This window comes from Sphingosinicellaceae bacterium (assembly GCA_019285715.1).
Classification (GTDB): Bacteria; Pseudomonadota; Alphaproteobacteria; order Sphingomonadales; family Sphingomonadaceae; genus Glacieibacterium.
In genome coordinates this window covers 1074143-1095564 of sequence record CP079108.1, presented here as the reverse complement: position 1 = coordinate 1095564, position 21422 = coordinate 1074143, and the positions used below count along the sequence as shown (strand labels likewise).

Genomic DNA, 21422 nt, shown 5'->3' with positions numbered 1-21422 from the left:
CCCTCGAAAGGAACTATTCATGACGCCGCCCCTGACCGACGCGTCCGACGCCGGACGTCTTACCAAGCATCGCTTTGCGTCCGTGCACGGACGGGGGGTCTTCTATCGGGAGGCAGGCGACCCTGCCGAGCCCACGATCATCCTGCTGCCGGGCCTGCCGAGCGGCAGCCAGATGTTCCGTGAACTTATCCCGGCTCTGTCGGATAGCTTCCATGTCGTCGCCCCCGACTACATCGGCTTCGGCCATTCGGATGCGCCGTCGAACACGGAGTTCGAGTACACCTTCGACAATCTGACGAGGCATGTGACCGGCCTGATCGACGTGCTCGGACTCACATCCTACATTCTCTACATGCAGGATTACGGGGGCCCGATCGGCTGCCGCATCTTCACTGAGCGCCCTGACGCGGTGAAGGGGTTGGTGGTCCAGAACGCCAACTCTTATGTAGAAGGTATCGGCGATCCGCTGAGGGACGCTCTCGCCCCGTTGTGGGAAAGCCGCACGGACGCCACGGAAGCCCCTGGCCGTGAGTTCCTCGGGCCGGCAAGCACCAAGTACCAGTGGCTGGTTGGCGCTAGGGCCGAAGAGAACATTAATCCCGACAACTGGGTGCTCGACCAGGCGCTGCTGGACCGCCCCGGCACACAGGATTATCAGGTTGACCTTCTTGAAGACTACAAGTCCAATGTCGCTCGATATGACGATCTGCATGTCGCATTTCGCGAGCATCAGCCTAAAACGCTGATCCTCTGGGGCAAGAACGATCCGATCTTCGTCGCGGCAGGAGCAGAGGCCTACAAGCGCGACCTCCCCGACGCAAAGCTGGTCTGGCTGGACGCCGGCCATTTCGTGCTCGACGAGAACACTGCGCAAGTGGCGCGCGAGATCAAGGCGTTCTTCGCGGCTTAGAATTCTGGGCCAGATGCCGCAGCACCGACGGGCGCCCAACGTAATGGACGACCCAGGCGACGACCAACGGACATCTCGACCGCTTTGCGACCCGCGGTCTGGAAGCCGCGCGTTCCGCGAAGGGAACCGAGGCCTGCCTGGCGGGGCGGTGGCAGCTCCGTCGGAGAGCGGCGGGACTTTAGACGTTCATGGATTCTTCCCTGCAGATCCACGTCCCGATGGGAAGCGAGCGGTTCATCTCGACTACGACCGGCCGGCGATGCGCGCTCATCACATAATTTTCCGCCGCTTGTGAAAACTAACCTGGTTCCGCTGCTGTCTCCGCAGCTAAGGTTAAACGATCGTATGCTCGATCACCCAGAGCCTCACGGCCACGCTGCATTGCTGCTGTGCGAAAGTCTGATGATCACGCTCGTTGAGAACGGTGTCATAACGAGGGAAAACGCACGTGATACGGTCGAGCACGTCGTCAATGTGAAGCGGGACGGGGTCGTGGTGAGCATGGTTTCGATCGGCCTGCTCAGGGGCATTGAAAGAAGCCTCGCGGCCGCTGCAATCCTACCATCGGAACGTTCGTGATCAAGGAGGCGGCGGGTGCGCCGCAGCGGGCCGTGAGACCGATCGGCGCGATTTCGGCAGATCGTTCGGTCGGCTCGTCCGTTAGCACCAGTGGCGTCGAAGGCGGCACGGCACCGTCCGCCGCCCAGCAATTCGCGATGTTTGCCGACGGTTCCGCGGACCCTCGCCTGATTGCGCATCGAGCCCTGGAGAGGATAGCGGATGTCGACGACGCGTCGATCTTCGTCCTGACGACGCCCGATCGTGCAGCGCAGGAAGCGGCCGCATCCGCAGCTAGGCATCGCGACGGGCGACCATTGGGAATGCTGGACGGCATCCCGGTAGCCTGGAAAGACTTGTTCGATCTGAAGGGAGAGGTCACACGAGCTGGGTCGCGCATCCTTCCGAACGCGCCAGCCGACGACGACGCACTCCTCGTGCAACGCCTTTCCCGGGCAGGGGCCGTATCGGTCGGCAAGCTCAATCTGACCGAATTCGCCTTCTCGGTCCTAGGATTGAACCCGCACTTCGGCACGCCTCGAAACCCCTGGAGCGACGAACCGCGCGTACCCGGCGGCTCGTCGTCGGGCTGCGGCGTCGCGGTGGCACGCGGCATGGTCCCGGTCGCGATCGGAACCGATACCAGCGGCTCGGTACGCGTGCCCGCGGCGTTCAACGGGGTTGTAGGCTTCAAACCTTCGGGCGGACGTTGGCCGCTCGAGGGGTGCTTCCCCCTATCCAAGACGCTCGACACCGCGGGCGTTCTCTGCCGCACGCTGCTGGACGCCATCAATGTCGATGCGGTCGCACGCGGCGTCGAGGCGGCGTCCCCTCGCGAGGCCGGCATCGCCGGCCTTCGGCTGGTGGTGCCGAACAATGCGGTCTGGCAGGACTGCGAAGCGGGTGTCCGGGCGAACACCGAGGCTGCGCTCCGGCGCCTCTCCGATGCGGGCGCCCTCATCGAGCGCCGCGACTTGCCAGCGCTCGACGCTGTGCTTGCACTGAACGCGCGTTACGGAACGCTCGTCGCGCTGGAAGCATACCAATTGCACAAGGCCCGGCTCGCGAGCGACTCCGCGCGCATGGACCGGCAGGTCGCCGCACGCATGCTCGCCGGCGCTGCTATCGGTCCGGCTGCGGAAGCTACGATACGAGGGGCGCGCGACCAGCTCATAGCCGAACTTGATCACGTCTTCGACGGGGACACGCTGCTCGCGTTCCCCACGGTAACTCACACCGCACCGCGCCTCGCCGCGCTGGAAACCGACGACGCGCTGTTCGCGGCGACCAACATGGCGACGATGCGCAACACCATGCTGGGCAATTTCCTGGACTGGTGCAGCGTCTCGATCCCGAGCGGAACCGACGAACTTGGCTTGCCGACCGCGCTCCTGCTGTCAGGCGGCCACGGCCGTGACGATCACCTGCTCGCCGCGGCGTTCGCGGCGGAGCCATGGGTCCGCGGAACAGACCCGGCCGGACGAAGCTCATCGCCGGCCGGCACGACCGAACCGTCCAAGGAGGCACCATGACCAAGGAAATTCTCTGCAGCTTCGGCGTCGACGTCGACGCGGTCGCCGGCTGGCTGGGCTCCTACGGCGGCGAGGATTCGCCTGACGACATCTCGCGTGGCCTGTTCGCCGGCGAGGTGGGCAGCCCCAGGCTGCTCAAGATGTTCGAGCGGTTCGGGATCAGGACCACTTGGTTCATCCCAGGCCACTCGATCGAGACATTCCCGGAGCAGATGAAGGCTGTGGCGGACGCCGGGCACGAGATCGGGATCCACGGTTACAGTCACGAGAATCCAATCGCGATGACGCGGGAGCAGGAAACGGCCGTCCTCGACAGGTCGATCGACCTCGTGACGTCGCTGTGCGGAAGGCGTCCGACCGGCTACGCGGCGCCATGGTGGGAGTTTTCGCCGGTTACGAATGAGCTGCTGCTCGAACGTGGCATCAAGTACGACCACTCACTGATGCACCATGACCACCAACCCTACTATGTCCGGGTCGGCGACAGCTGGACCAAGATCGACTATTCGAAGGAGCCTGCGGACTGGATGAAGCCGCTGATCCGCGGCACCGAGACCGACCTGATCGAGATACCCGCCAACTGGCACCTCGACGACCTGCCGCCGATGCTTTTCATCAAGAAGGCTCCCAACAGCCATGGCTTCGTCAATCCTCGCGATATCGAGCAGATGTGGCGCGACCAGTTCGACTGGGTCTATCGCGAGCACGAATACGCCGTCTTCCCGATGACGATCCACCCGGACGTATCGGGCCGGCCCCATGTCCTCATGATGTTGGAGCGCCTCTACGCGCACATGATAGCGCACCCCGGCGTCCGGTTCGTGACGATGGACGAGATGGTGGACGACTTCGCCAAGCGCTCGCCGCGCGTCCGTTAGCTGGATGTGCTCCCTGTGCGGCATCTTGGGCGGGTCGGAGCATTGGGCGGATGCCCATGTGCGGCCTGGCACCTTCACCCGCAACACAGGGCGGCTCGAGCGGCTCCGCGAACGCGCGCGGAGGGTCCACCACGCCCGTGACATGCTGCGGCCCTTCGGGCTCGAACTGTCGGACTGGAACGGCGCGGCGTTTCTGTTGTCGACGCGGACCGGCAGGACCGAGATCGTCGACGGTCTCGGCCACCTCTGGTTTGCCGCCGAAGCGTTGGTGGGCGCTGCCCCAGATCCCCTCGATCCGCGGGTGCTGCGGCAACTCGAAACGCGACGGTGACGGCAGCTCCGGCTTCCACGCCGGTGATCCTGCTGACGGGCTTTTTGGGCTCGGGCAAGACGAGCCTGTTAGGCCGGCTTCTGCGCGATCCGGCCCTTTCGGACACCGCGGTCCTGATTAACGAGTTTGGGGAGATCGGGCTCGATCACCACCTGCTTGAGCGGATCGACGAGACGGTGGTACTTCTCCGTTCCGGGTGCGTGTGCTGTACGATAAGGGGCGAGCTTTCGGAGGCGATCGCCGCGTTGCACTCCCGTCGCGCGCGTGGAGAGGTGGCCGCCTTCCGGCGGCTGGTGATCGAGACGACGGGCCTTGCCGACCCCTTGCCGGTGATGACCACCGTCGCAGCCGATCCGATGCTCAGACACCACTTCAGGATGGGTGCGGTGGTGACCACCGTGGACGCCGTAAACGGCCGCGAACAGCTTGCCGCCCAGTCCGAGAGCGTGGCGCAGGTCGCGGTCGCGGATCGTATCGTGCTCACGAAGACGGACATCGCCGATCCCTCGACGCGGTCGGACCTGATCCGCACCATCAGGACGATCAACCCGGCGGCGACGTTGACCGTATCCGCTGAAGCCTTCGACGCGGAGATGCTGCTGAGCGAGTGCCGTGTGCTGCCGGCGGTCATCCCATCGAGACCCATGCGGGGCTTGTCCGGCCACGCCGCTGAGGTTTCGTCGCTCGCGATCTTCGTCGACCATCAGCTCGACTGGACCGTTTTCGGCTTGTGGCTGACCATGCTCCTGCATCGGCACGGCGATCGCATTCTCCGGGTCAAGTGCCTGTTGAACGTCGAAGGGGCGGAGGGGCCGGTCGCCGTTCATGGCGTCCAGCAACTCGTCCACGTGCCCACTCACCTGTCCCGATGGCCCGATGCCGATCGGCGATCAAAGTTGGTGTTCATCACACGCGGGCTGGATCCGACGTTGATCGAGCGCTCGATGCGCGCCTTCAACCTGCTTCACTAGCGGCGCCCTGGCGTGCGGACGCCGGCGGCGCTGATCGTGCGCGCAGTATACCAGTTAAGCGCGAGGGAGCGTCGATGCCGGTATATCGATCCGGTGACCTCCGGTGCCGGCTGGTCGCTCGTGGAGACCACTCATGGCGCTTGCTTCGCGAGGAACGATCATGCGGCTGCGGCCGGGAAGGCAACATCGGCGGCGCTTCCGATGAATTGGACGTTCCTGATGCTGGCCGCGGGGTGCGAAGTCGCCTTCACGACGACCTTCAGGCTGAGTGACAATTTCAAGAACTTCGCGGCGACCGCAGCTTTCCTGATCAGCCTGCTGGCCAGTCTCTTCTTCCTCCAGCTCGCAATCCGGTCGATCCCCCTCGGCACCGCCTACGCCATATGGACCGGCGTCGGTGCGATCGGGACCGTGGCGATCGGGATGATCTGGTTCGGTGAACCCGTGACGGCGCTTCGCATCGGGCTGATCATGGGAATCGTCGCAGCCACCATCGCCTTGAAGTTCGCTTGAGCCGTCATCGGCAAGGAGAGGATCCCGACATGATGACCGACCGCCCTCTCTCCCCGCACCTGACATGGTACCGGCCGCAGCTGACGTCGGTCCTATCCATCGCGCACCGCGCGACGGGCATCGCGCTTTCGCTCGGATCGATCCTGCTCGTCTGGTGGCTCGTCGCGATCGAAGCGGGAGGCGAGGCGTATCGCGTTACGCAGGAATGGATGACGTCGCCCGTCGGCATCGCCGCGCTGGCAGGCTGGTCCGTGGCGTTCTTCTATCATCTAAGCAATGGCGTTCGGCATCTCGCGTGGGACGCGGGCTACGGCTTCGGGATCCGAACGGCATATCGAAGCGGATACGCCGTTCTGGTCTCGACCGCGCTTCTGACCGCGACCGCCTGGCTTGTGGCGACGTTCGCTTGATGGGCGGATCCGAGAGAGGTGAGGCCCCAGGCGTCTCCGCCTTGCAGGATGATTCCCGCTTTCGGCGCGTCGCCGGCCTCGGCAGTGGGCGCAACGGATTGGGGGACTGGCGGCTGCAGAGATTGACGGCCTTGGCGCTGCTTCCACTGGGCTCGTTCTTCGTCGTTTCGGTCCTGCGGCTGGCGACGGCGCGGGGCGACACTGCTGCCGAGTGGCTCGGGCGACCCCTCAACGGCTTCGTGATGCTCCTCTTCGTCGCGGCGGTGACTTCGCACTCGGTGGTCGGGCTTCGGTCCGTCCTTGCCGACTACGTACATGGCCGGGTAAACTCGTTTCTGGCCGGGATCGTGGTCCGTGGGCTCGCGGTCATGCTCTGCGTTGCCGGCATCCTTGCGATCCTGAAGGCGTTCGTCGGCGGCGGGGCGTCGTGACCCAAGCGTACGACATCATCGATCACGAATTCGACGTCGTGGTGCTGGGAGCAGGCGGTGCCGGATTGCGCGCCACCCTCGGGATGCTGGCCGGAGGGCTCACGACGGCGTGCATATCCAAGGTGTTCCCGACCCGTAGCCACACCGTGGCCGCGCAGGGCGGCATCAGCGCGGCGCTCGGCAACATGGGTGAGGACGACTGGCGCTGGCATATGTACGATACGGTCGCAGGTGGTGTTTGGCTGACCGACCAGGACGCGGCCGAATACATGTGCAGGCAGGCGATCCCGGCGGTCGTCGAGCTCGAGCACCTAGGCGTACCCTTCAGCCGCACGGAGGACGGTCGCATCTACCAGCGCCGCTTCGGCGGCCACACGACGCACTTCGCCAAGGGCGAACTCGCGCAGCGCTCCTGTGCCGCAGCGGACCGCACCGGGCACGCGATCCTCCACACCCTCTACACGCAGTGCCTGAAGCACAAGGCGCGCTTCTTCGTGGAATACATCGCGCTCGATTTCCTGATGGATGACGATGGCACCTGTCGCGGGCTGATCGCATGGTGCCTGGCGGACGGCTCGATCCACCGATTCCGCTCGCACAGGACGGTGGTCGCGACCGGCGGGTTTGGCCGGGTGTACGAGGCCTGCACGTCCGCGCATACCTGCACCGGCGACGGCAACGCGATGGCCCTGCGCGCCGGATTGCCGCTGCAGGACATGGAGTTCATCCAGTTCCACCCGACCGGCCTGTACGGCGTCGGCTCGCTGATCACCGAAGGGGCCCGGGGCGAAGGCGGTTATCTGACGAACGCGGCCGGCGAGCGGTTCATGGCGAAGTACGCCCCCCGCGAGAAGGACTTGGCGAGCCGCGACATAACCAGCCATGCCGAAGGCGTCGAGATCCGCGAGGGGCGCGGCTGCGGGGAGGGCAAGGATCACATCCTCCTGCACCTCGAGGACATCGAGCGGACCAAGTTGTTGGAACGGCTACCCGGCATCATCGAGACGGTGCGCATCTTCGCGGGTCTGGATGCGACCAGGGAACCGATTCCGGTGGTGCCGACGGTGCACTACTGCATGGGCGGCATCCCGACGAACCTGCAGGCTGAGGCGATCAACCCGTCCGGAGGTGATGTCAACCGGACGGTGCCAGGCCTCATGGCCATAGGAGAGGCCGCCTGCGTCTCGGTCCACGGCGCGAACCGGCTCGGTACCAACAGTCTGCTCGATCTGATCGTGTTCGGTCGCGCCGCCGCTGAACAGGCCGTCCGTACCGTGACGCCCGGCCGCTTCGTCGCGGATACGCCCAAGAGGTCCGAGGCCAAGATCATCGACCGCTTCGACGGCATCCGCTTCAAGAGTGAAGGTCGCACCCCCGGACAGGTGCGGCGTGGCATCCAGAAGATCATGCAGGACAGCTTCGGCGTGTTCCGAACGCGCGAGGCGATGCAGGACGGCAGGGACAGGCTTCGTTCACTGCGCCCCGAGATTTCCGGCATGTCCTTCGATGGACAGAGCCTGGAGTGGAACGTGGCGCTCGTCGCCGCGCTCGAGGCGCACAATCTCGCCGACCAGGCCGATGTGATCATCGACTGCGCGCTCAACCGGACCGAATCGCGCGGCGCGCACATCCGGGACGACTTCACTGAACGGGACGACGCGAACTGGCTCAAGCACACGGTGGCGTGGCGTGACGACCAGGGCGAGGTCCGGATCGACTACCGGCCGGTGCGTCTGAAGACCTGGTCGGACGAGACGCCCAGCATCCCCCCCGGCGAGCGGATCATCTGACCCGTCGCTGAGCGGCTCTTCCATCGGAACATTTCATGGCCGAATTCACCCTGCCCGCGAACTCCAAGGTCGAGAAGGGTCGCCACTGGCCGCTGGTCGATCCCTGCGCGGCGAAGAGAGTAAAATCGTTCGCGATCTATCGCTGGGAATCGCATTCGGGCCGCAATCCGCACCTCGACACGTTCGACATCGACCTGGATGAATGCGGGCCGATGGTCCTCGACGCGCTTCTGAAGATCACTGCGGAGATCGACCCCTCGCTCGCTTTCCGGTTCTCCTGTCGAGAGGGTGTATGCGGATCCTGTTCGATGAACATCGACGGAGTGAACACGCTCGCCTGCCTTACACCGATCAAGGACCTCCGAGCCGGTAACAGTCGGATCGCTCCGCTGCCGCACCTGCATGTCCTGCGCGATCTGATCCCCGACCTGACCGGGCTCTATGCCCAGTACGAGCTCATCGAGCCGTGGCTGAAGAACGACCAGCCCGCACCGGACCGCGAGCGACGTCAGTCGCCGGCCGATGCCGCGAAGCTGGCCGGCCTGACCGAGTGCATTCTCTGCTTCTGCTGCTCGACCGCATGCCCGAGCTACTGGTGGAACCCAGACAAGTATCTTGGTCCCGCCGTCCTGCTCCAGGCGGAACGCTGGATAGCCGACACGCGTGACACCCACACGGGCGAGCGTCTCGATCAGCTCGACGATCCGTTCCGGCTCTATCGCTGCCACACAATAATGAACTGCACGAAGACTTGCCCCAAAAAGCTCAACCCGTCCCGCGCGATCAACGCGATCAAGCAGCAGATGTCGGAGCGTGGTTGAGCCAATGGCGAACGTGCATGATCAGGCCCGGGTCTCGAACCTCGCGCTGACGAACGAGCCGCGGCGCAACAAGGGCACCGCGTTCACGCTCGCCGAACGAGAGGCGAATGGACTGCTGGGGCTTCTGCCGCATCGCGTCGAGACGCTCGACCATCAGCTCCACCGGGTGATGGAGCATCTCGCGCTGAAGTCGTCGGACCTCGAGCGGTACATCTACCTGACCGGACTTCTCGATCGCAACGAGACTCTCTTCTACCGCGTCATCATGAGCGATCCGGTTCGCTTCCTGCCGATCATTTACGCGCCGACCGTCGGCGAGGCCTGTCTCAAATTCGGTACCATCTATCGGCGGGCGCACGGCATGTACGTCGCCCATGACATGAAGGGCCGCGTCGCGGAGGTGCTGCGCAACTGGCCCGAACGCGACGTACGGTTCATCTGCGTCTCAACCGGCGGTCGCATCCTTGGCCTGGGCGATCTTGGTGCGAACGGCATGGGGATCGCGATCGGGAAGCTGCAGCTCTACACCGCTTGTGCGGGCGTCCCGCCGGAAAAGCTGCTGCCGGTGCTGCTGGACATCGGCACGAGCCGGGCGTCGTTGCGGGCGGATCCGCTGTATCTCGGCCTCCGACAGGAGCCCCCGCCCACCGCGGAGCTCGACGAGTTCGTCGAGGAGTTCGTGCAAGCGGTCCAAGAGGTGTTTCCCGGCTGCTGCATCCATTTCGAGGACTGGGAGGGTACCGACGCCATCCGCCTGCTCGACCGCTATACAGACAGGGTCCTCTGCTACAACGACGACATCCAGGGCACCGCCGGCGTCGCGCTGGCGGGTCTGACCACCGCCTTGCAGATCACCGGTGCGGAACTCACCGACCTCCGTCTGCTCTTCCTCGGTGCCGGTTCCGCCGCGACAGGCGTGGCGGGGCTGATCGTGAAGGCCATGCAGGCCAAGGGACTGTCGGAGAGTGACGCGGCGGCGCGCATCGCGATGTTCGACAAGCACGGGCTCGTCGAAGCGTCACGCGGCGACCTTACGCCCGCACAGCGGCGCTACGCTCACGACGCAGCGCCCTCGACCGACTTCGTCGCGACGATCGAGAGCTTCAAGCCCACGGCGCTGCTCGGCTTGAGCACGCAGGGGGGCGCCTTCGATCAGCGCGTCGTCGAGACGATGACGGCGCTGAACCCCCGGCCGATCATCTTCGCGCTGTCGAATCCCACCGAGAAGGCGGAATGCACCGCCGAACAGGCATACAACTGGTCGAAGGGCACCGCGCTGTTCGCCGCAGGCGTGCAGTTTGCGGACGTCGACTACGAGGGCCGGCGATACCACGCCGGGCAGGCGAACAACTTCTACATCTTCCCGGCGATCGGGCTGGCCACCTATGCGGTGCGCCCAACGCGGCTGACGGACGCCTGCTTCATCGTCGCGGCGGAGGCCTGTGCCGACCAGGTCGGGGACGACCTTCGCGATGCGGGAATGCTGTTCCCGCGCCAAGTGAACATACTCGCGGTGGAGGTGGCCACGGCCACCCGCGTTGCCGAGTTCATGTTCGATACCGGCCTGGCCACCGTCGAACGTCCGCGCGAGATCGGGCCATGGATCGAGGCGATGCTGTACAAGCCGGACTACGAGGCGCATCCGTGATCGACCGAGGCGGCCATTGCCTCTGGAGTTGGGTCGTTCGTCGGCCTGGGACCGCGCGGGCTGCCGAGACCTCCACGAGGAACCGCAGCCGGATTCCCGAGCTTTCGGGCCGGCATCCTGGCGCGGGAGCCGCGGTCTGATTGGCGAGGGAGTAGAATACCTACGCTAGCCGTGGCAGTCCGCCACGAGGAGCTAGACGGCGAGCGGCGATAATGGAGTGGCTTGCGGCGACTATGGCAGGGCCAGCAGTCCCATTTTTACGACCAGCGGACCGACGAGATAAGCCTCGACGAGGTTGAACGGGTGTTAATCTGACGCTGGTGCCGGAAACCGCCGTTGGAGCTTTAAAGGGCACGATATTGAATATTGATCTTAGGGTCAGGACCCATTGATCTGAGGGTCGCGATCTGATTCAGGCTCCGCAAGGAGACTGCGGATGAGCGACCTGTACTGGCTAATGGACGAGCAGATGGCTCGGCTTGAGCCGTATTTTCCCAAGAGCCATGGCAGGCCCTGTGTCGATGTTCGGCGGGTGTTGAGCGGGATCATTTTCGTCAACCGCAACGGGTTGCGCTGGTGTGATGCGCCGAAGGCTTATGGTCCGCACAAGACGCTCTACAACCGGTGGAAGCGGTGGGGCGAGATGGGTGTCTTCCTCCGCATGATGGAGGGGCTGGCCGCCGCAGGCGCTGAACCCAGGACGGTGATGATCGACGCGACAAATCTCAAGGCCCACCGCACGGCATCGAGCCTGCGGGTTAAAAAGGGGTCTCGGCCGGCTGATCGGCCGCACCAAGGGCATGAACACCAAGCTGCACGCCGTCACCGATGCCAACGGTCGGACTCTCAGCTTCTAAATGACCGCAGGCCAGGTCAGCGATTATACCGGCGCTACAGCCCTGCTCGACGATCTGCCCAAGGCGCAGTGGATGCTGGCCGACCGTGGATACGATGCCGACTGGTACAGGGATGCCCTTCAGGCAAAGGGCATAACGCCCTGCATCCCGGGCCGAATATCGCGTCTCGCACCGATCAAATACGACAAGCGCCGCTACAGAAACCGCAGCCCCATCGAGATCATGTTCGGACGGCTCAAAAACTGGTGCCGCGTCGCCACCCGCTACGAAAGATGTCCCACGGTCTTCTTCTCCGCCATAACCCTCGCCGCAACTGTCGTCTTTTGGCTGTGATCAACGAGTCCTGAGCCTAAAGACGACCGCAACCGGATTGGTGTTGGCCACCCATAAAGCACGACTCACAGAAACTCGATATCGGCCGCTCGTGGAGGGGTCTTGATCATGAGCAAGTATCTGAGATTATAATATCGCGCAATGCGGGTTTTTTGTGGTAAAACCCGGTATAGTCTCTTGTTTATGAGATTTGAGCTGTCGGATTTGTTTCAATATCGTAGACTCTCGATGGTATGGCGTGCAGCATGCTGTCGCACACCATTTTGCCTTGACTATACAGGCAGGTTGACGATTATGAGTAACAGGTAGCCGCTTATGCTAATGTTTATTATTGTTAATAATTGATCATTGTCGCTTTAGTCCAGACCGATGCAATGGGTTATATTAGGCTTTTTAATGCTCACACAGCGCCGTGCTAAAGCGAGAAGAGGTGACAACGTAATCATACCTAGTCACGGGTGGAGAGCGGAAATGCGCGACTACCGTGTAACGAAATTACCGAAGTTTCTGGAGGACTAGGACTTGGCGATTGGCAACAATGGGCAAGCAGCAAAGTTCAGGAAATCGTTGTACCTGTTCAGCAGATTAGTGATAGTTTACAGAACTGGCTTAATAGTAATAGCTTTGATCAAGTTGGGCAATATCTTCAAGACGACGGAGGAACTGCTGTGGTCGTGGGCGGTATAGGGCTTGCGGCTGGCGCTGCCTTGGACCCAACGCCGGTTAGCCCTGCTGCTATTGCGTTGGTTGTTGCCGGCGCTGCTACTGCCTTGTCTGGCGCTGCGGCCACAGTTACTGGAAACGCAATAACCAGTCATTTTAACGGGCATGGTGGTTATGCCAATATTCGCTGATTAACTATCCATTTACAAAACAACTTTTACAGAGGTGGCGGCTGGTCAGCATGGGTCATGTGACGATGTTGTTTTTCGATGTCGGAAGATTAAGGCTCAGGCTTTATTTTCGAGATGAGAAAAGGTCGCAATTCTTGCTTCATAACGACCTTTTTATGGCAATTACCGCCATCACTGTCCTTTGCTATTCTTTATTCAGAGACAAACTGCCTTGGTTCATCTCAATACCAGGCATCCTAATCGGCTTATGTTTGTTCGTCTCCTACACCAGAGAGAATAGTTATAGCAAACGTTGCGCCGATGAAAGTGGCACAATAGTAGATAAGATTTCCTCTATTCGACCGGCCGTCCAATTAGTGTTTTCTGCATTCATATTCTCGCTGATCTTTGAAACACTGATCCATCCACGTTATTAACATCACTATTGCCCATCTATCGGAGCGTTTGTCGGTTACACGTCGTTCCGTTCATGCTTTATGTCTGTCGCAGGCCTAAGTTGTGATCCGGCCCGAACCGCAAAAAAGCCTTATTCGCTAAGGGCGACTTTTGCACGACAATCGACCCCTCCTGAGCCGCAGGCTTGCGCCGCACCTCTTCTGCGAGGCCATTCCGGACGAGTAGCGTTCGCCCTTCTGTATTCGCGAACTCCCGATGAGTGGCGATAACCTTGGTTGCATACACCGCAGCCAGTGCGTCGCCAATGCGCGTGTGGTTGTCGGGATCTAGCGAAGCAGTCACCTCGTCCGCAAACACATATTTGGGCTATGGGTATAGCGCGCGTGCCACCAGCACCCGCTGTCGTTGCCCTCCGGACAAGGTGCTGCCCATATCACCGACAAGGCTCTCATAGCCCATCGGCATGAGCTCGATCTCGGCCGCGATTGCCGCCTGCGCGGCAACTTCGCGGACTTGGTCCATATCGATTTCGGGGTCGAACAGCGCGATGTTCTCGGCAATTCTACCAGCGTAAAGCAGGTCGTCCTGCATCACCGCACCGACCTGATGACGGAACGCTGCCTTGCCATAGGTAGTAAGCGGGATGCCATCGACCAACACCTCTCCCGCCATCGGGTCGAGCAATCCGAGCCTAATCTTCATCGACGTCGTTTTGCCGCCGCCGCTCGGGCCGGTGATGATCAACGTCTCATTTGGTTTGATGACGAGGTCGATGCACTTAAGCACCTCGGATTCGCCGGTGCCGTAACGGGACCTCACCCCCCGCAGTTCAATCCAGCCGGTCAGCGGCGCGCGCTCGACCCCAGTGCCGATTGCCCCGACTTCGGGCGGTGACAACGCGATGTCGGCGATGCGCGCTAAGTGGACGCTGTTGATCTGCCAGTTGAGAACGGCCTCGACTAGGCGCGTGCCAGCCCCAGAGAACTGCTGTTTGTAGGCTTGGTAAGCAAACAGCATGCCGACCGTCAGTTCGGCGCGCATCGCCATGAATTCAATTCATTGGCGCTGCCGACAATCAGCGGTTCACAGCAAAAGGCCGCCCAGCTTTCGACAGCCGGCCCTTTACCTCACTCAAGTGATCACTGCTTAGGCAAAATTGATTCGCGTCGCGAGCTTGTTGCGGCGGCGGAGCGAGCCGCCGATTGCGCCGAAACCGACGATCATCATGGCCCAGGTTGCCGGCTCGGGAACGTCACCTGCGACCGATGTCGTAAAGCTGAAGTTGTCGAAGATTATACCACCCGGATCGTTCGAGAAGACAATCAGCTGCGTGATGTTCGGCACGATGGACAGGTTGAACACGTCTTGGGTGAGAGGGTCTCCATCCGCAAAAACTTGGCCCTTAAAGGACGCCGTTGTTGACGAGCCCTCAAATCCTAGCATGCTCGTCGTGTCATCATCGGAATAGTTGAAGGTGAGATTCGACACCGGCTTTAAAAAGTCGATTATGAGAGTACCGCTGCAATCGGCCTGGAATGCGCAGAGCGCTAGGCCCGTGCTGCCGGAAACTGCGCTGAACACCCCCGACGACGAGCTGAACGTCACCCCTGGGTAGCTAATCGAACCTTCTGCCTGCACGCCTACCGTCAGGTTTTCAAAGTTAATCGTCTCGGCGAGCGCTGGAGAGCTGGCCATGAGTAGAGAACTTACCACCGCCATTAACTTCTGCAACATTTTCATTAGTAACTCCTGAACTCGCGCCGCGCTGCATCTGCGCCGATGCGCGAGGACGTTATGGTAAACGTCAGTGCGGGCGTCAACGTCGCGGGTCGCCGTCCATCTCAACGCTGACCAGCGATCACTCTCGTCACTTGGACGGAGACGGCGTCAGAGCGCGAATAACTTCAATATATGGATGATAATGTCCTTTTATTGCGCACTTCGTGCGACCTACCAAATGGATGGCGAGTTATCGCGTCCGCATCGTTTCAATCCCGGCCGTCGTCGACGCTACCTGTCGTTTGACTTGACAGTTCCCATTGCGGATGCTCGTCGCTCTGCAAGACAGACGTGCGCTCCGAGGCCCTAGATCATCTATCAAAACGCTGGCAAAGACAGATCAGAATTATGAGCCTAGGATCGAACAAGGTAGGTTGTCGAAGACAGTCCTAAGATAGCAAGCGCTACTATCATAGAAGGTAGGACTAGAGTTATTCTATTGTCCCTGCTCCTGTCGCAATGTCTCCGAGCTGCCGCCGTTCTAGTTCTATGCAAGATCGTCATTAAAAGGCATATCAGCGTGAGCAGTAAGGTGAGGTCATTAGCCTTATTGGTAAGAAACATTATACTAGATAATATACAGCAAGTTATCCCAGCGACATAGACCGACATAACTGGCATTAAGTATCTCTGAGACACCGCAATTGGATTAACAAACCGAGCGAACAAGGACGGCGGATAAAGTACTATCATGCCCATAGCGCATATCCCGTGACTATCAAAACATGAGCCCTCGACAGCGGGCTGGCGAGGGCCGTTTTTAAGTTACGGCATGTTATGGCGTCCGCCACCACCTCGTCCATCGTCTTCTGCAACGCACAATTTCCGGCAGCAGCGAGGATTGCGCCATTAGCTGCCGCATCGCACTTGACAATGCAGTTGCATAAAGTGCGTAGCGCCGAATGCCTCAACAATAAGTGGAGGCGAAAGGCCGTCCGTTTTTTATGGCGAGCTTCAGCGGCTCCGCGAACCGCCGCCAAGGGCATCGATGATGCGTGGGCTCGCGCTTTATGTAGTTTTTCGTCCCGCTGCTACCAAAACGCCGGGCCCGTAAGTCCCGCTCGCGTTAGGGCGGCGCATCGTTCGCCAAAGGCTACTGCTTGGCAGGTGTGTAGACGTTGATTAGATTGCCGTCCGGATCCCGCAGCAGCATCGAGCGATTTCCCCAGGGCTGAGTGGTCGGCTCCATGACCCAGTCACCGACGAGGGATTGAAGGCGAGTGTGTTCGGCGTCGACGTCGTCCACTTCGAACTCGAGGATCATCGAACGGTTACGCGCCGACACCGCAGCCGCAGCGTTGTCTTTCGAGACAGAGCGCTCGCTGCAGATCGCGAGCACGCTGCCGGGGGTCCTGAGTTCGACGAAATCCTCATTGCCTGCCGAGGCTACCCCGGTGACCTGTTCGTAGAACCGGGCAATCCCGGGGACGTCCTGAGTGACAATTCGCGTGGATGCGAGCTTCATGGGCGACATCGATCTGTTCCTATGCACATCTGAAGACGAACGTTGTTCAACGTTATGGTACGATACGGTGCAGTACTGTTATGAGTCAAGCGGCAGCGAGAAGGGTGGTGTCGGTGGGGGGTGAGCTCGACAAGCGGATCCAGCGGTCGATTTCGGCCGTGCTCGCGTCCACCTACGCCCTTCTGTCGGAAGGCGGCATCGGAGGTGTCAGCGTGGATGAGGTGTCCCGCCGCTCGGGAGTTTCAAAGTCGACGATCTACCGTCACTGGCCTTCGCGTTCGGCGCTGCTGCTCGCCGCCTGTTCCACGATGACTCCCCCGGTCGAGGCACCGGACACGGGATGCGTGCGAGCGGATCTGGAACTGCTTACAAACGCACTTGCCGAGCAGCTCCACTCGGCGAAATGGACGGCGATTTTGCCATCGATCATCGACGCGGCTGAGCGCGATCCGGAGCTCGCGGCGCTCCATGCCGGCCTTCATGCAAGCATGATGGCACCATTTCTGACCGTGGCGGAGCGGGGAGCTTCGCGTGGCGAACTTCCGATTGGGCAGAACCCCGCGGAGCTCACGGCCTCGGTCGTGGGCCCACTATTCTACCGGCGTTGGTTCTCCAAGGAGCCGGTCGACAGGAACTTCGCAATGGGCGTGGTCGCGCGTGCGCTGGGCAACGAAGCTGCTCGGTCCTGAGACTCTAGTGCCGATCGGGCGGTCGCACGGCTCTTCCATTGCGCTCCGGATTGGTTCGCGGATCCAACTCAAGGTCGGAACGACCACTTGGAAAAATAGTTCGAGCGAGACGGGCGACTATACCAGTTAAGAGGGGAGCGCCCCGTTGCCGAGTAGGCTGACCTGGAGTTCGTCGCGCGGTTCGTGCCGCCAGACGAAGGCATCGGCAGTTTTTGCGTCGATGCGATGACGGGGGATGCGCAGTGCGACAGGTCGTGACCGATCCGGATCCGTATGAACCCTTCGCGTTGTCACAGGGCATCTGCTTCGGTGACGTCGTCTACATATCGGGACAGGCCGGATACGACGATGCCGGGCGCATTGTGGAAGGCGGTTTCGTTCGTCAAGGGGAACAGGCATTCGCCAACTTGGAACGCGCGCTGAAGGCCGCGGGCTCCAGCCTCGCTGACGTCCTCAAGGTGACGATCTTCGTCACGGACATGAGCAACTTCCAGGCGGTCATTGACCTGCGACGCAGGTTCTTCTCGGAACCATATCCTGCGGACAGCCTCGTCGGAGTGAAGGCCTTGTACCGCCAGGAAGCCCTGTTCGAGATCGAGGCGATCGCCGTGTCACGATCCGGTCGGCCCTCCTAGCGATCGAGCGCCGCGCCCCGCCGTCGTCACACGGCGGATGTTCCAACTGTAAGCGCCGCTTTCACGGACGAAGGGTTCCATGCCGATCGCATCCGCCTTCGTCTACAGCCAAGGCGCTCGAAGGCGTCAGATGGACCCGGGCGAGAAGTTCGACTGTCCCGATGACCGCTCGGCCTTCGTCTGGATCGACGTGGCCGACCCCACGCCGGACGAGATGAACGCGCTCGCGGATCACTACGGCCTGCACGCGCTCGCGGTCGCCGACGCGCTGAAATCCAACCAGTCGCCGAAGCTGGACATCTATGCGGACCAGCTATTCGTGATCGCCTGCACGGCGGACCGAACCTGTGACAGCATCGTCTACGGCGAGACGGCGGTCTTCGTCGGAGGGAGCCACGTCATAACGGTCCGGCTCGGAGCGCTGAAGAGTCAAGGCACGCTTCGCGAGCAGCTGGAAGCGGCACCCTCGCTCCTCGTCCACGGCGTCGACCACGTCCTTCATGCCATCCTGGACACCGTCGTCGCCAGCTACCTTCCCTTGGTCGCGGACTTGGAGGAGGAGGTCATCGCGATGGAGCAGCGGACGCTCAACAGCTCGCTGGACCGCAATGACGTACGCTGGATATTCGATCTGCGCCACGACCTGACCCGGCTCACCCGAGTGCTTCGGGCGATGGGCGAAGTGACGGGCAAGCTCGCGGGTCTCGATCTCCCTTGTCTCGACGCGACCGTCCGGCCGTACTTCCGCGACGTTTCCGACCACGTTCGCCACATCACCGCGACGGTAGAGGGTCTCCGCGAGGTTCTCACGTCCGTATTCGAGATCAGCGCCTTGCTGGAGCAGAAGCGGACCGGGTCGATCACCCGACAGCTCGCGGCATGGGCCGCGATACTGGCCGTCCCCACGGCGGTCGCGGGCATCTACGGCATGAATTTCGAGTACATGCCGGAGCTGCGGATGCGGTACGCCTACTTCGTGGTCCTGGCAGGCATGCTAGCCGCATGCCTTTTCTTGTACGTCCGTTTCAAGCGCGCGATGTGGCTATGATCGCCGCTCGAGCGGCGGCCGCGGCCCGTCTCGACCACGGCGGACACGCTTACCCGTCCGTGGCATGCCAGCCGAACCTGCGGCATTCGGCTCATCTTGCGCTTTAGCGGGCTGACGTGCCGGGTCGCAGGGACATCGCCGGAAGCCCCGGTCTATACCTTTCTCATTCGTCCACGGGGCCGCCGATCGCTTCGCGAACGCGCCGGGCCGGTGCTTCTCGAAACGGAGGATTGCGAACGATGACGGTCCTGCTCCACATCGACGCCAGCGTACGAGGCGAGCGTTCGATTTCCCGGCGGCTGAGCAAGGCCTTCCTAGACGCCTGGTTGACCAGCTCGCCTCACACCAGCGTCCTCCGGCGCGATCTTTCCATCTCCCCACCGCAATACGTCGATCAGTCGTGGATCGCTGCGGCCTTCACGGACCCGGCTTCCCGCACGACCGAGATGAGGGACATACTCGCAGAGTCGGACGAGCTGATCGACGAACTGGAGGCCGCCGATGTCGTCGTGCTGGGTACGCCAATGTTCAACTACGGCATGCCGGCGCGGCTGAAGGCCTGGGTCGACCTAGTGGTGCGCGTCGGCCGGACCTTCTCGTTCGACCTTGAGCGAGGCGACTACCCTCTCGAGGCTATGCTTTCCGGGAAGACGTTGGTCCTGCTCACCTCCACCGGCGAGTTCGGCTTCGAGCCTGGCGGTCCCCGTGCAGCGATGAACCATCTCGATACGCACATCGCCACCGTGCGCGGCTACCTCGGCGTGCGGGACATCTACCATGTCGGTGTCGAGTACCAGGAGTTCGGGGACGCAAGGCATGCCGCTTCGGTCGCCACGGCCATGGCCGCGATCCCGGCCCTGGTGGCGACCGTCGCCGGCCATCTTGAGACCGCATGACGCTGCCGCTCAGATCAGAGGAGAAGTCGATGGAAGCTGAAATGGACGCACGCTCGGTCGCGTACGACGTCATCGTCGTCGGTGCCGGCTCCGCGGGGTGCATAGTCGCCGGTAGGCTCGCGGCCGAGACCGAAGCGCGGGTCCTCGTGCTCGAGGATGGCGGACGGGACTGGTCGCCTCTGATCAGCATTCCGGCAGGCTTCTCCAAGCTGCTCGAATATGGACAGTTCATGTATCCGTACGAAACCGTTCCCCAGCAGCATCTGGGTGGTCGCCGGATCCCATTGGTCCAGGGACGTGGTCTCGGCGGAAGCGGCTCGATTAACGCCATGGTCTGGGTGATCGGCCAGCCGCGCGACTACGACGCCTGGCAGGTCGCGGCCGGCGACGGGGACGCGTGGTCGTTCGCGGACATGCTGCCGCATTTTCGGGCGATGGAGGGAAACGAGGTGTTTGCGGGGCCAACGCACGGTTCCGACGGGCCGGTCACGGTATCGCAACCGTTGGCGATCGCGCCGATCAACCGGGCCGTGCTCAAGGCCTTCCAGCAGGTCGGGCTGCCCTACAATCCCGACTACAACGGCGGGCGCCAGAGCGGCGTCGGGCCGTGCCAGCTCAACATGGCGAACGCCGAGCGGTGCAGTTCCGCGCACGCCTACCTGCATCCCGCCGAGACTCGACCAAACCTCACGGTCCGGACGGATGCGCTGGTGACCCGGGTGATCGTCGAGGGCGACCGGGCGGTCGGAGTCGAACTGATGCACTCCGGCGTCGTCGAACGCGTGTACGCGGCCGAGATCGTGCTCAGCGCCGGTGCGCTCAGCACACCGCGCCTCCTGATGCTTTCGGGCATCGGGCCCGAAGCCGAGCTTGCCAGGCACGGCATTCCCTTGGCGGTTCGCTCGGAAGGGGTCGGCGACAATCTCCACGACCACCCCGAGGTGCCCGTCATCGCGCAGTCGCACACGGAGATGGGCTACCTTAAGGACAGCTCGCTGTTCGGAGCGTTCAAGGCCGGGCTCAGGTACATCGGCACGAAGAGCGGCCCTGCTTCGAGCAACGGCATCGAGACGGTCGCCCATTTCAACCCCGAGTTTCCCGATCAGGAGCCGACGGTGCAATGCTTCCACGCACCCGTCATCGCGCGGCGAGCACTCGGTCAGCTCGATCCCGAGCCGGGGCTCACGCTGGAGAACGTGGTGCTCCAGCCGAAGAGCCGTGGGCGGCTCACGCTTAAGGATGCCGATCCCAGATCGATGGCGCTGATCGATCCGAACTACCTGGCGCATCCCGATGACATGCGTACGATGCTGCTCGGACTACGCTACGCACGTGAGGTGCTGAACGCGCCGGCGCTCAAGGCTGTGCTCAAGCCCGAACTGCTGCCTGGCGCAGCAGTCCAGAGCGACGCCGATCTGACGGCTTACGCACGGGAGAACATGTCCTGCATGTTGCATCCTGTCGGAACCTGCCGGATGGGTCGCGACGACGGCGCCGTCGTCGATGCATCGCTGAGGGTTCGCGGGGTGCGGGGGCTCCGCGTGATCGACGCCTCCATTATGCCCAACATCGTCAGTGGCAACACGAACGCCGCGGTGATGGCGCTGGCGCACAAGGGTACGGACATGATGCTTGCCGAGATCGCTTCCTGAGCGGTCCCGTTCCTTCCTCGGAGTG

Annotated in this window: 21 protein-coding genes and 1 pseudogene; 19 read left to right on the top strand and 3 right to left on the bottom strand. The window is 62.2% G+C overall.

The features are described from left to right. The first annotated feature begins 19 nt into the window (after positions 1–19). From KX816_05170 to KX816_05105, 14 genes and pseudogenes are all read left to right on the top strand, one after another. Positions 20–910 (top strand): alpha/beta hydrolase, encoded by an 891-nt coding sequence (locus tag KX816_05170; GenBank protein ID QXQ07418.1) that lies wholly within the window; start codon positions 20–22, stop codon positions 908–910. Between the two features lie 402 nt (positions 911–1312). Continuing rightward, a complete protein-coding gene (locus KX816_05165; protein ID QXQ07417.1) occupies positions 1313–1489 on the top strand; it encodes a hypothetical protein in 177 nt (58 codons plus the stop codon). Continuing rightward, positions 1486–3000, top strand: a complete 1515-nt coding sequence (locus KX816_05160) for an amidase (GenBank protein ID QXQ07416.1) — start codon at positions 1486–1488, stop codon at positions 2998–3000. The genes KX816_05165 and KX816_05160 overlap by 4 nt, the downstream gene beginning before the upstream one ends. Beyond that, positions 2997–3878, top strand: a complete 882-nt coding sequence (locus KX816_05155; GenBank protein QXQ07415.1) for a polysaccharide deacetylase — start codon at positions 2997–2999, stop codon at positions 3876–3878. Before KX816_05160 ends, KX816_05155 begins: the two co-directional genes overlap by 4 nt. Before the next feature lie 58 nt (positions 3879–3936). Next, positions 3937–4209: a hypothetical protein gene (locus tag KX816_05150; protein QXQ07414.1), complete on the top strand. Its 273-nt coding sequence runs from the start codon at positions 3937–3939 to the stop codon at positions 4207–4209. A gap of 23 nt (positions 4210–4232) precedes the next feature. Continuing rightward, positions 4233–5180: a GTP-binding protein gene (locus tag KX816_05145; GenBank protein ID QXQ07413.1), complete on the top strand. Its 948-nt coding sequence runs from the start codon at positions 4233–4235 to the stop codon at positions 5178–5180. 201 nt (positions 5181–5381) lie between these two features. Beyond that, positions 5382–5693 (top strand): multidrug efflux SMR transporter, encoded by a 312-nt coding sequence (locus KX816_05140; GenBank protein ID QXQ08412.1) that lies wholly within the window; start codon positions 5382–5384, stop codon positions 5691–5693. A 29-nt stretch (positions 5694–5722) separates the two neighbouring features. Further along, positions 5723–6103: a succinate dehydrogenase, cytochrome b556 subunit gene (gene sdhC / locus KX816_05135; protein ID QXQ07412.1), complete on the top strand. Its 381-nt coding sequence runs from the start codon at positions 5723–5725 to the stop codon at positions 6101–6103. A 41-nt stretch (positions 6104–6144) separates the two neighbouring features. Beyond that, a complete protein-coding gene (gene sdhD / locus KX816_05130) occupies positions 6145–6534 on the top strand; it encodes a succinate dehydrogenase, hydrophobic membrane anchor protein (protein QXQ07411.1) in 390 nt (129 codons plus the stop codon). Further along, a complete protein-coding gene (gene sdhA, locus KX816_05125) occupies positions 6531–8324 on the top strand; it encodes a succinate dehydrogenase flavoprotein subunit (protein ID QXQ07410.1) in 1794 nt (597 codons plus the stop codon). The genes sdhD and sdhA overlap by 4 nt, the downstream gene beginning before the upstream one ends. Before the next feature lie 35 nt (positions 8325–8359). Further along, entirely contained in the window at positions 8360–9145 is a 786-nt protein-coding gene (locus KX816_05120) for a succinate dehydrogenase iron-sulfur subunit (GenBank protein ID QXQ07409.1), read from the top strand. A 4-nt stretch (positions 9146–9149) separates the two neighbouring features. After that, the gene (locus tag KX816_05115) at positions 9150–10793 is read left to right on the top strand and encodes an NAD-dependent malic enzyme (protein ID QXQ07408.1); all 1644 of its coding nucleotides are present in this window, start codon (positions 9150–9152) and stop codon (positions 10791–10793) included. A 436-nt stretch (positions 10794–11229) separates the two neighbouring features. Beyond that, a pseudogene (locus tag KX816_05110) lies at positions 11230–11983 on the top strand (IS5 family transposase). 458 nt (positions 11984–12441) lie between these two features. Then, the gene (locus KX816_05105; GenBank protein QXQ07407.1) at positions 12442–12837 is read left to right on the top strand and encodes a hypothetical protein; all 396 of its coding nucleotides are present in this window, start codon (positions 12442–12444) and stop codon (positions 12835–12837) included. Positions 12838–13599: 762 nt separating this feature from the next. On the opposite strand, the gene KX816_05100 is transcribed toward KX816_05105, so the two are convergent. The 3 genes from KX816_05100 to KX816_05090 all read right to left on the bottom strand — a co-directional run bounded on the left by KX816_05100 (position 13600) and on the right by KX816_05090 (position 16477). Further along, positions 13600–14280 (bottom strand): ATP-binding cassette domain-containing protein, encoded by a 681-nt coding sequence (locus KX816_05100; GenBank protein QXQ07406.1) that lies wholly within the window; start codon positions 14278–14280, stop codon positions 13600–13602. A gap of 99 nt (positions 14281–14379) precedes the next feature. Beyond that, positions 14380–14973, bottom strand: coding sequence for a PEPxxWA-CTERM sorting domain-containing protein (locus tag KX816_05095; GenBank protein QXQ07405.1), 594 nt, complete (start codon positions 14971–14973; stop codon positions 14380–14382). A gap of 1132 nt (positions 14974–16105) precedes the next feature. Further along, positions 16106–16477 carry a VOC family protein gene (locus tag KX816_05090; protein QXQ08411.1) on the bottom strand — a complete coding sequence of 124 codons (372 nt, stop codon included), beginning with the start codon at positions 16475–16477 and terminating at the stop codon, positions 16106–16108. Positions 16478–16590: 113 nt separating this feature from the next. Between KX816_05090 and KX816_05085 the strand changes: the two genes are divergently transcribed. The 5 genes from KX816_05085 (at position 16591) to KX816_05065 (ending at position 21397) form a co-directional block, all read left to right on the top strand. After that, the gene (locus KX816_05085) at positions 16591–17166 is read left to right on the top strand and encodes a TetR/AcrR family transcriptional regulator (GenBank protein ID QXQ07404.1); all 576 of its coding nucleotides are present in this window, start codon (positions 16591–16593) and stop codon (positions 17164–17166) included. Between the two features lie 242 nt (positions 17167–17408). Then, positions 17409–17801, top strand: coding sequence for a RidA family protein (locus KX816_05080; GenBank protein QXQ07403.1), 393 nt, complete (start codon positions 17409–17411; stop codon positions 17799–17801). Positions 17802–17880: 79 nt separating this feature from the next. Further along, positions 17881–18849 (top strand): magnesium and cobalt transport protein CorA, encoded by a 969-nt coding sequence (locus KX816_05075; protein ID QXQ07402.1) that lies wholly within the window; start codon positions 17881–17883, stop codon positions 18847–18849. Positions 18850–19088: 239 nt separating this feature from the next. Next, the gene (locus KX816_05070) at positions 19089–19745 is read left to right on the top strand and encodes an NAD(P)H-dependent oxidoreductase (GenBank protein ID QXQ07401.1); all 657 of its coding nucleotides are present in this window, start codon (positions 19089–19091) and stop codon (positions 19743–19745) included. Next, entirely contained in the window at positions 19742–21397 is a 1656-nt protein-coding gene (locus KX816_05065) for a GMC family oxidoreductase N-terminal domain-containing protein (protein QXQ07400.1), read from the top strand. The genes KX816_05070 and KX816_05065 overlap by 4 nt, the downstream gene beginning before the upstream one ends. Positions 21398–21422: the final 25 nt, after the last annotated feature.

What these genes read in the sequence shown, in the direction of transcription:
- KX816_05170 (QXQ07418.1), top strand. Translation starts at nt 20, where the DNA reads ATGACGCCGCCCCTGACCGACGCGTCCGACGCCGGACGTCTTACCAAG.
- KX816_05165 (QXQ07417.1), top strand. Translation starts at nt 1,313, where the DNA reads ATGATCACGCTCGTTGAGAACGGTGTCATAACGAGGGAAAACGCACGT.
- KX816_05155 (QXQ07415.1), top strand. Translation starts at nt 2,997, where the DNA reads ATGACCAAGGAAATTCTCTGCAGCTTCGGCGTCGACGTCGACGCGGTC.
- KX816_05140 (QXQ08412.1), top strand. Translation starts at nt 5,382, where the DNA reads ATGAATTGGACGTTCCTGATGCTGGCCGCGGGGTGCGAAGTCGCCTTC.
- sdhC (QXQ07412.1), top strand. Translation starts at nt 5,723, where the DNA reads ATGATGACCGACCGCCCTCTCTCCCCGCACCTGACATGGTACCGGCCG.
- KX816_05120 (QXQ07409.1), top strand. Translation starts at nt 8,360, where the DNA reads ATGGCCGAATTCACCCTGCCCGCGAACTCCAAGGTCGAGAAGGGTCGC.
- KX816_05115 (QXQ07408.1), top strand. Translation starts at nt 9,150, where the DNA reads ATGGCGAACGTGCATGATCAGGCCCGGGTCTCGAACCTCGCGCTGACG.
- KX816_05100 (QXQ07406.1), bottom strand. Translation starts at nt 14,280, where the DNA reads ATGGCGATGCGCGCCGAACTGACGGTCGGCATGCTGTTTGCTTACCAA.
- KX816_05095 (QXQ07405.1), bottom strand. Translation starts at nt 14,973, where the DNA reads ATGAAAATGTTGCAGAAGTTAATGGCGGTGGTAAGTTCTCTACTCATG.
- KX816_05090 (QXQ08411.1), bottom strand. Translation starts at nt 16,477, where the DNA reads ATGAAGCTCGCATCCACGCGAATTGTCACTCAGGACGTCCCCGGGATT.
- KX816_05075 (QXQ07402.1), top strand. Translation starts at nt 17,881, where the DNA reads ATGCCGATCGCATCCGCCTTCGTCTACAGCCAAGGCGCTCGAAGGCGT.
- KX816_05070 (QXQ07401.1), top strand. Translation starts at nt 19,089, where the DNA reads ATGACGGTCCTGCTCCACATCGACGCCAGCGTACGAGGCGAGCGTTCG.
- KX816_05065 (QXQ07400.1), top strand. Translation starts at nt 19,742, where the DNA reads ATGACGCTGCCGCTCAGATCAGAGGAGAAGTCGATGGAAGCTGAAATG.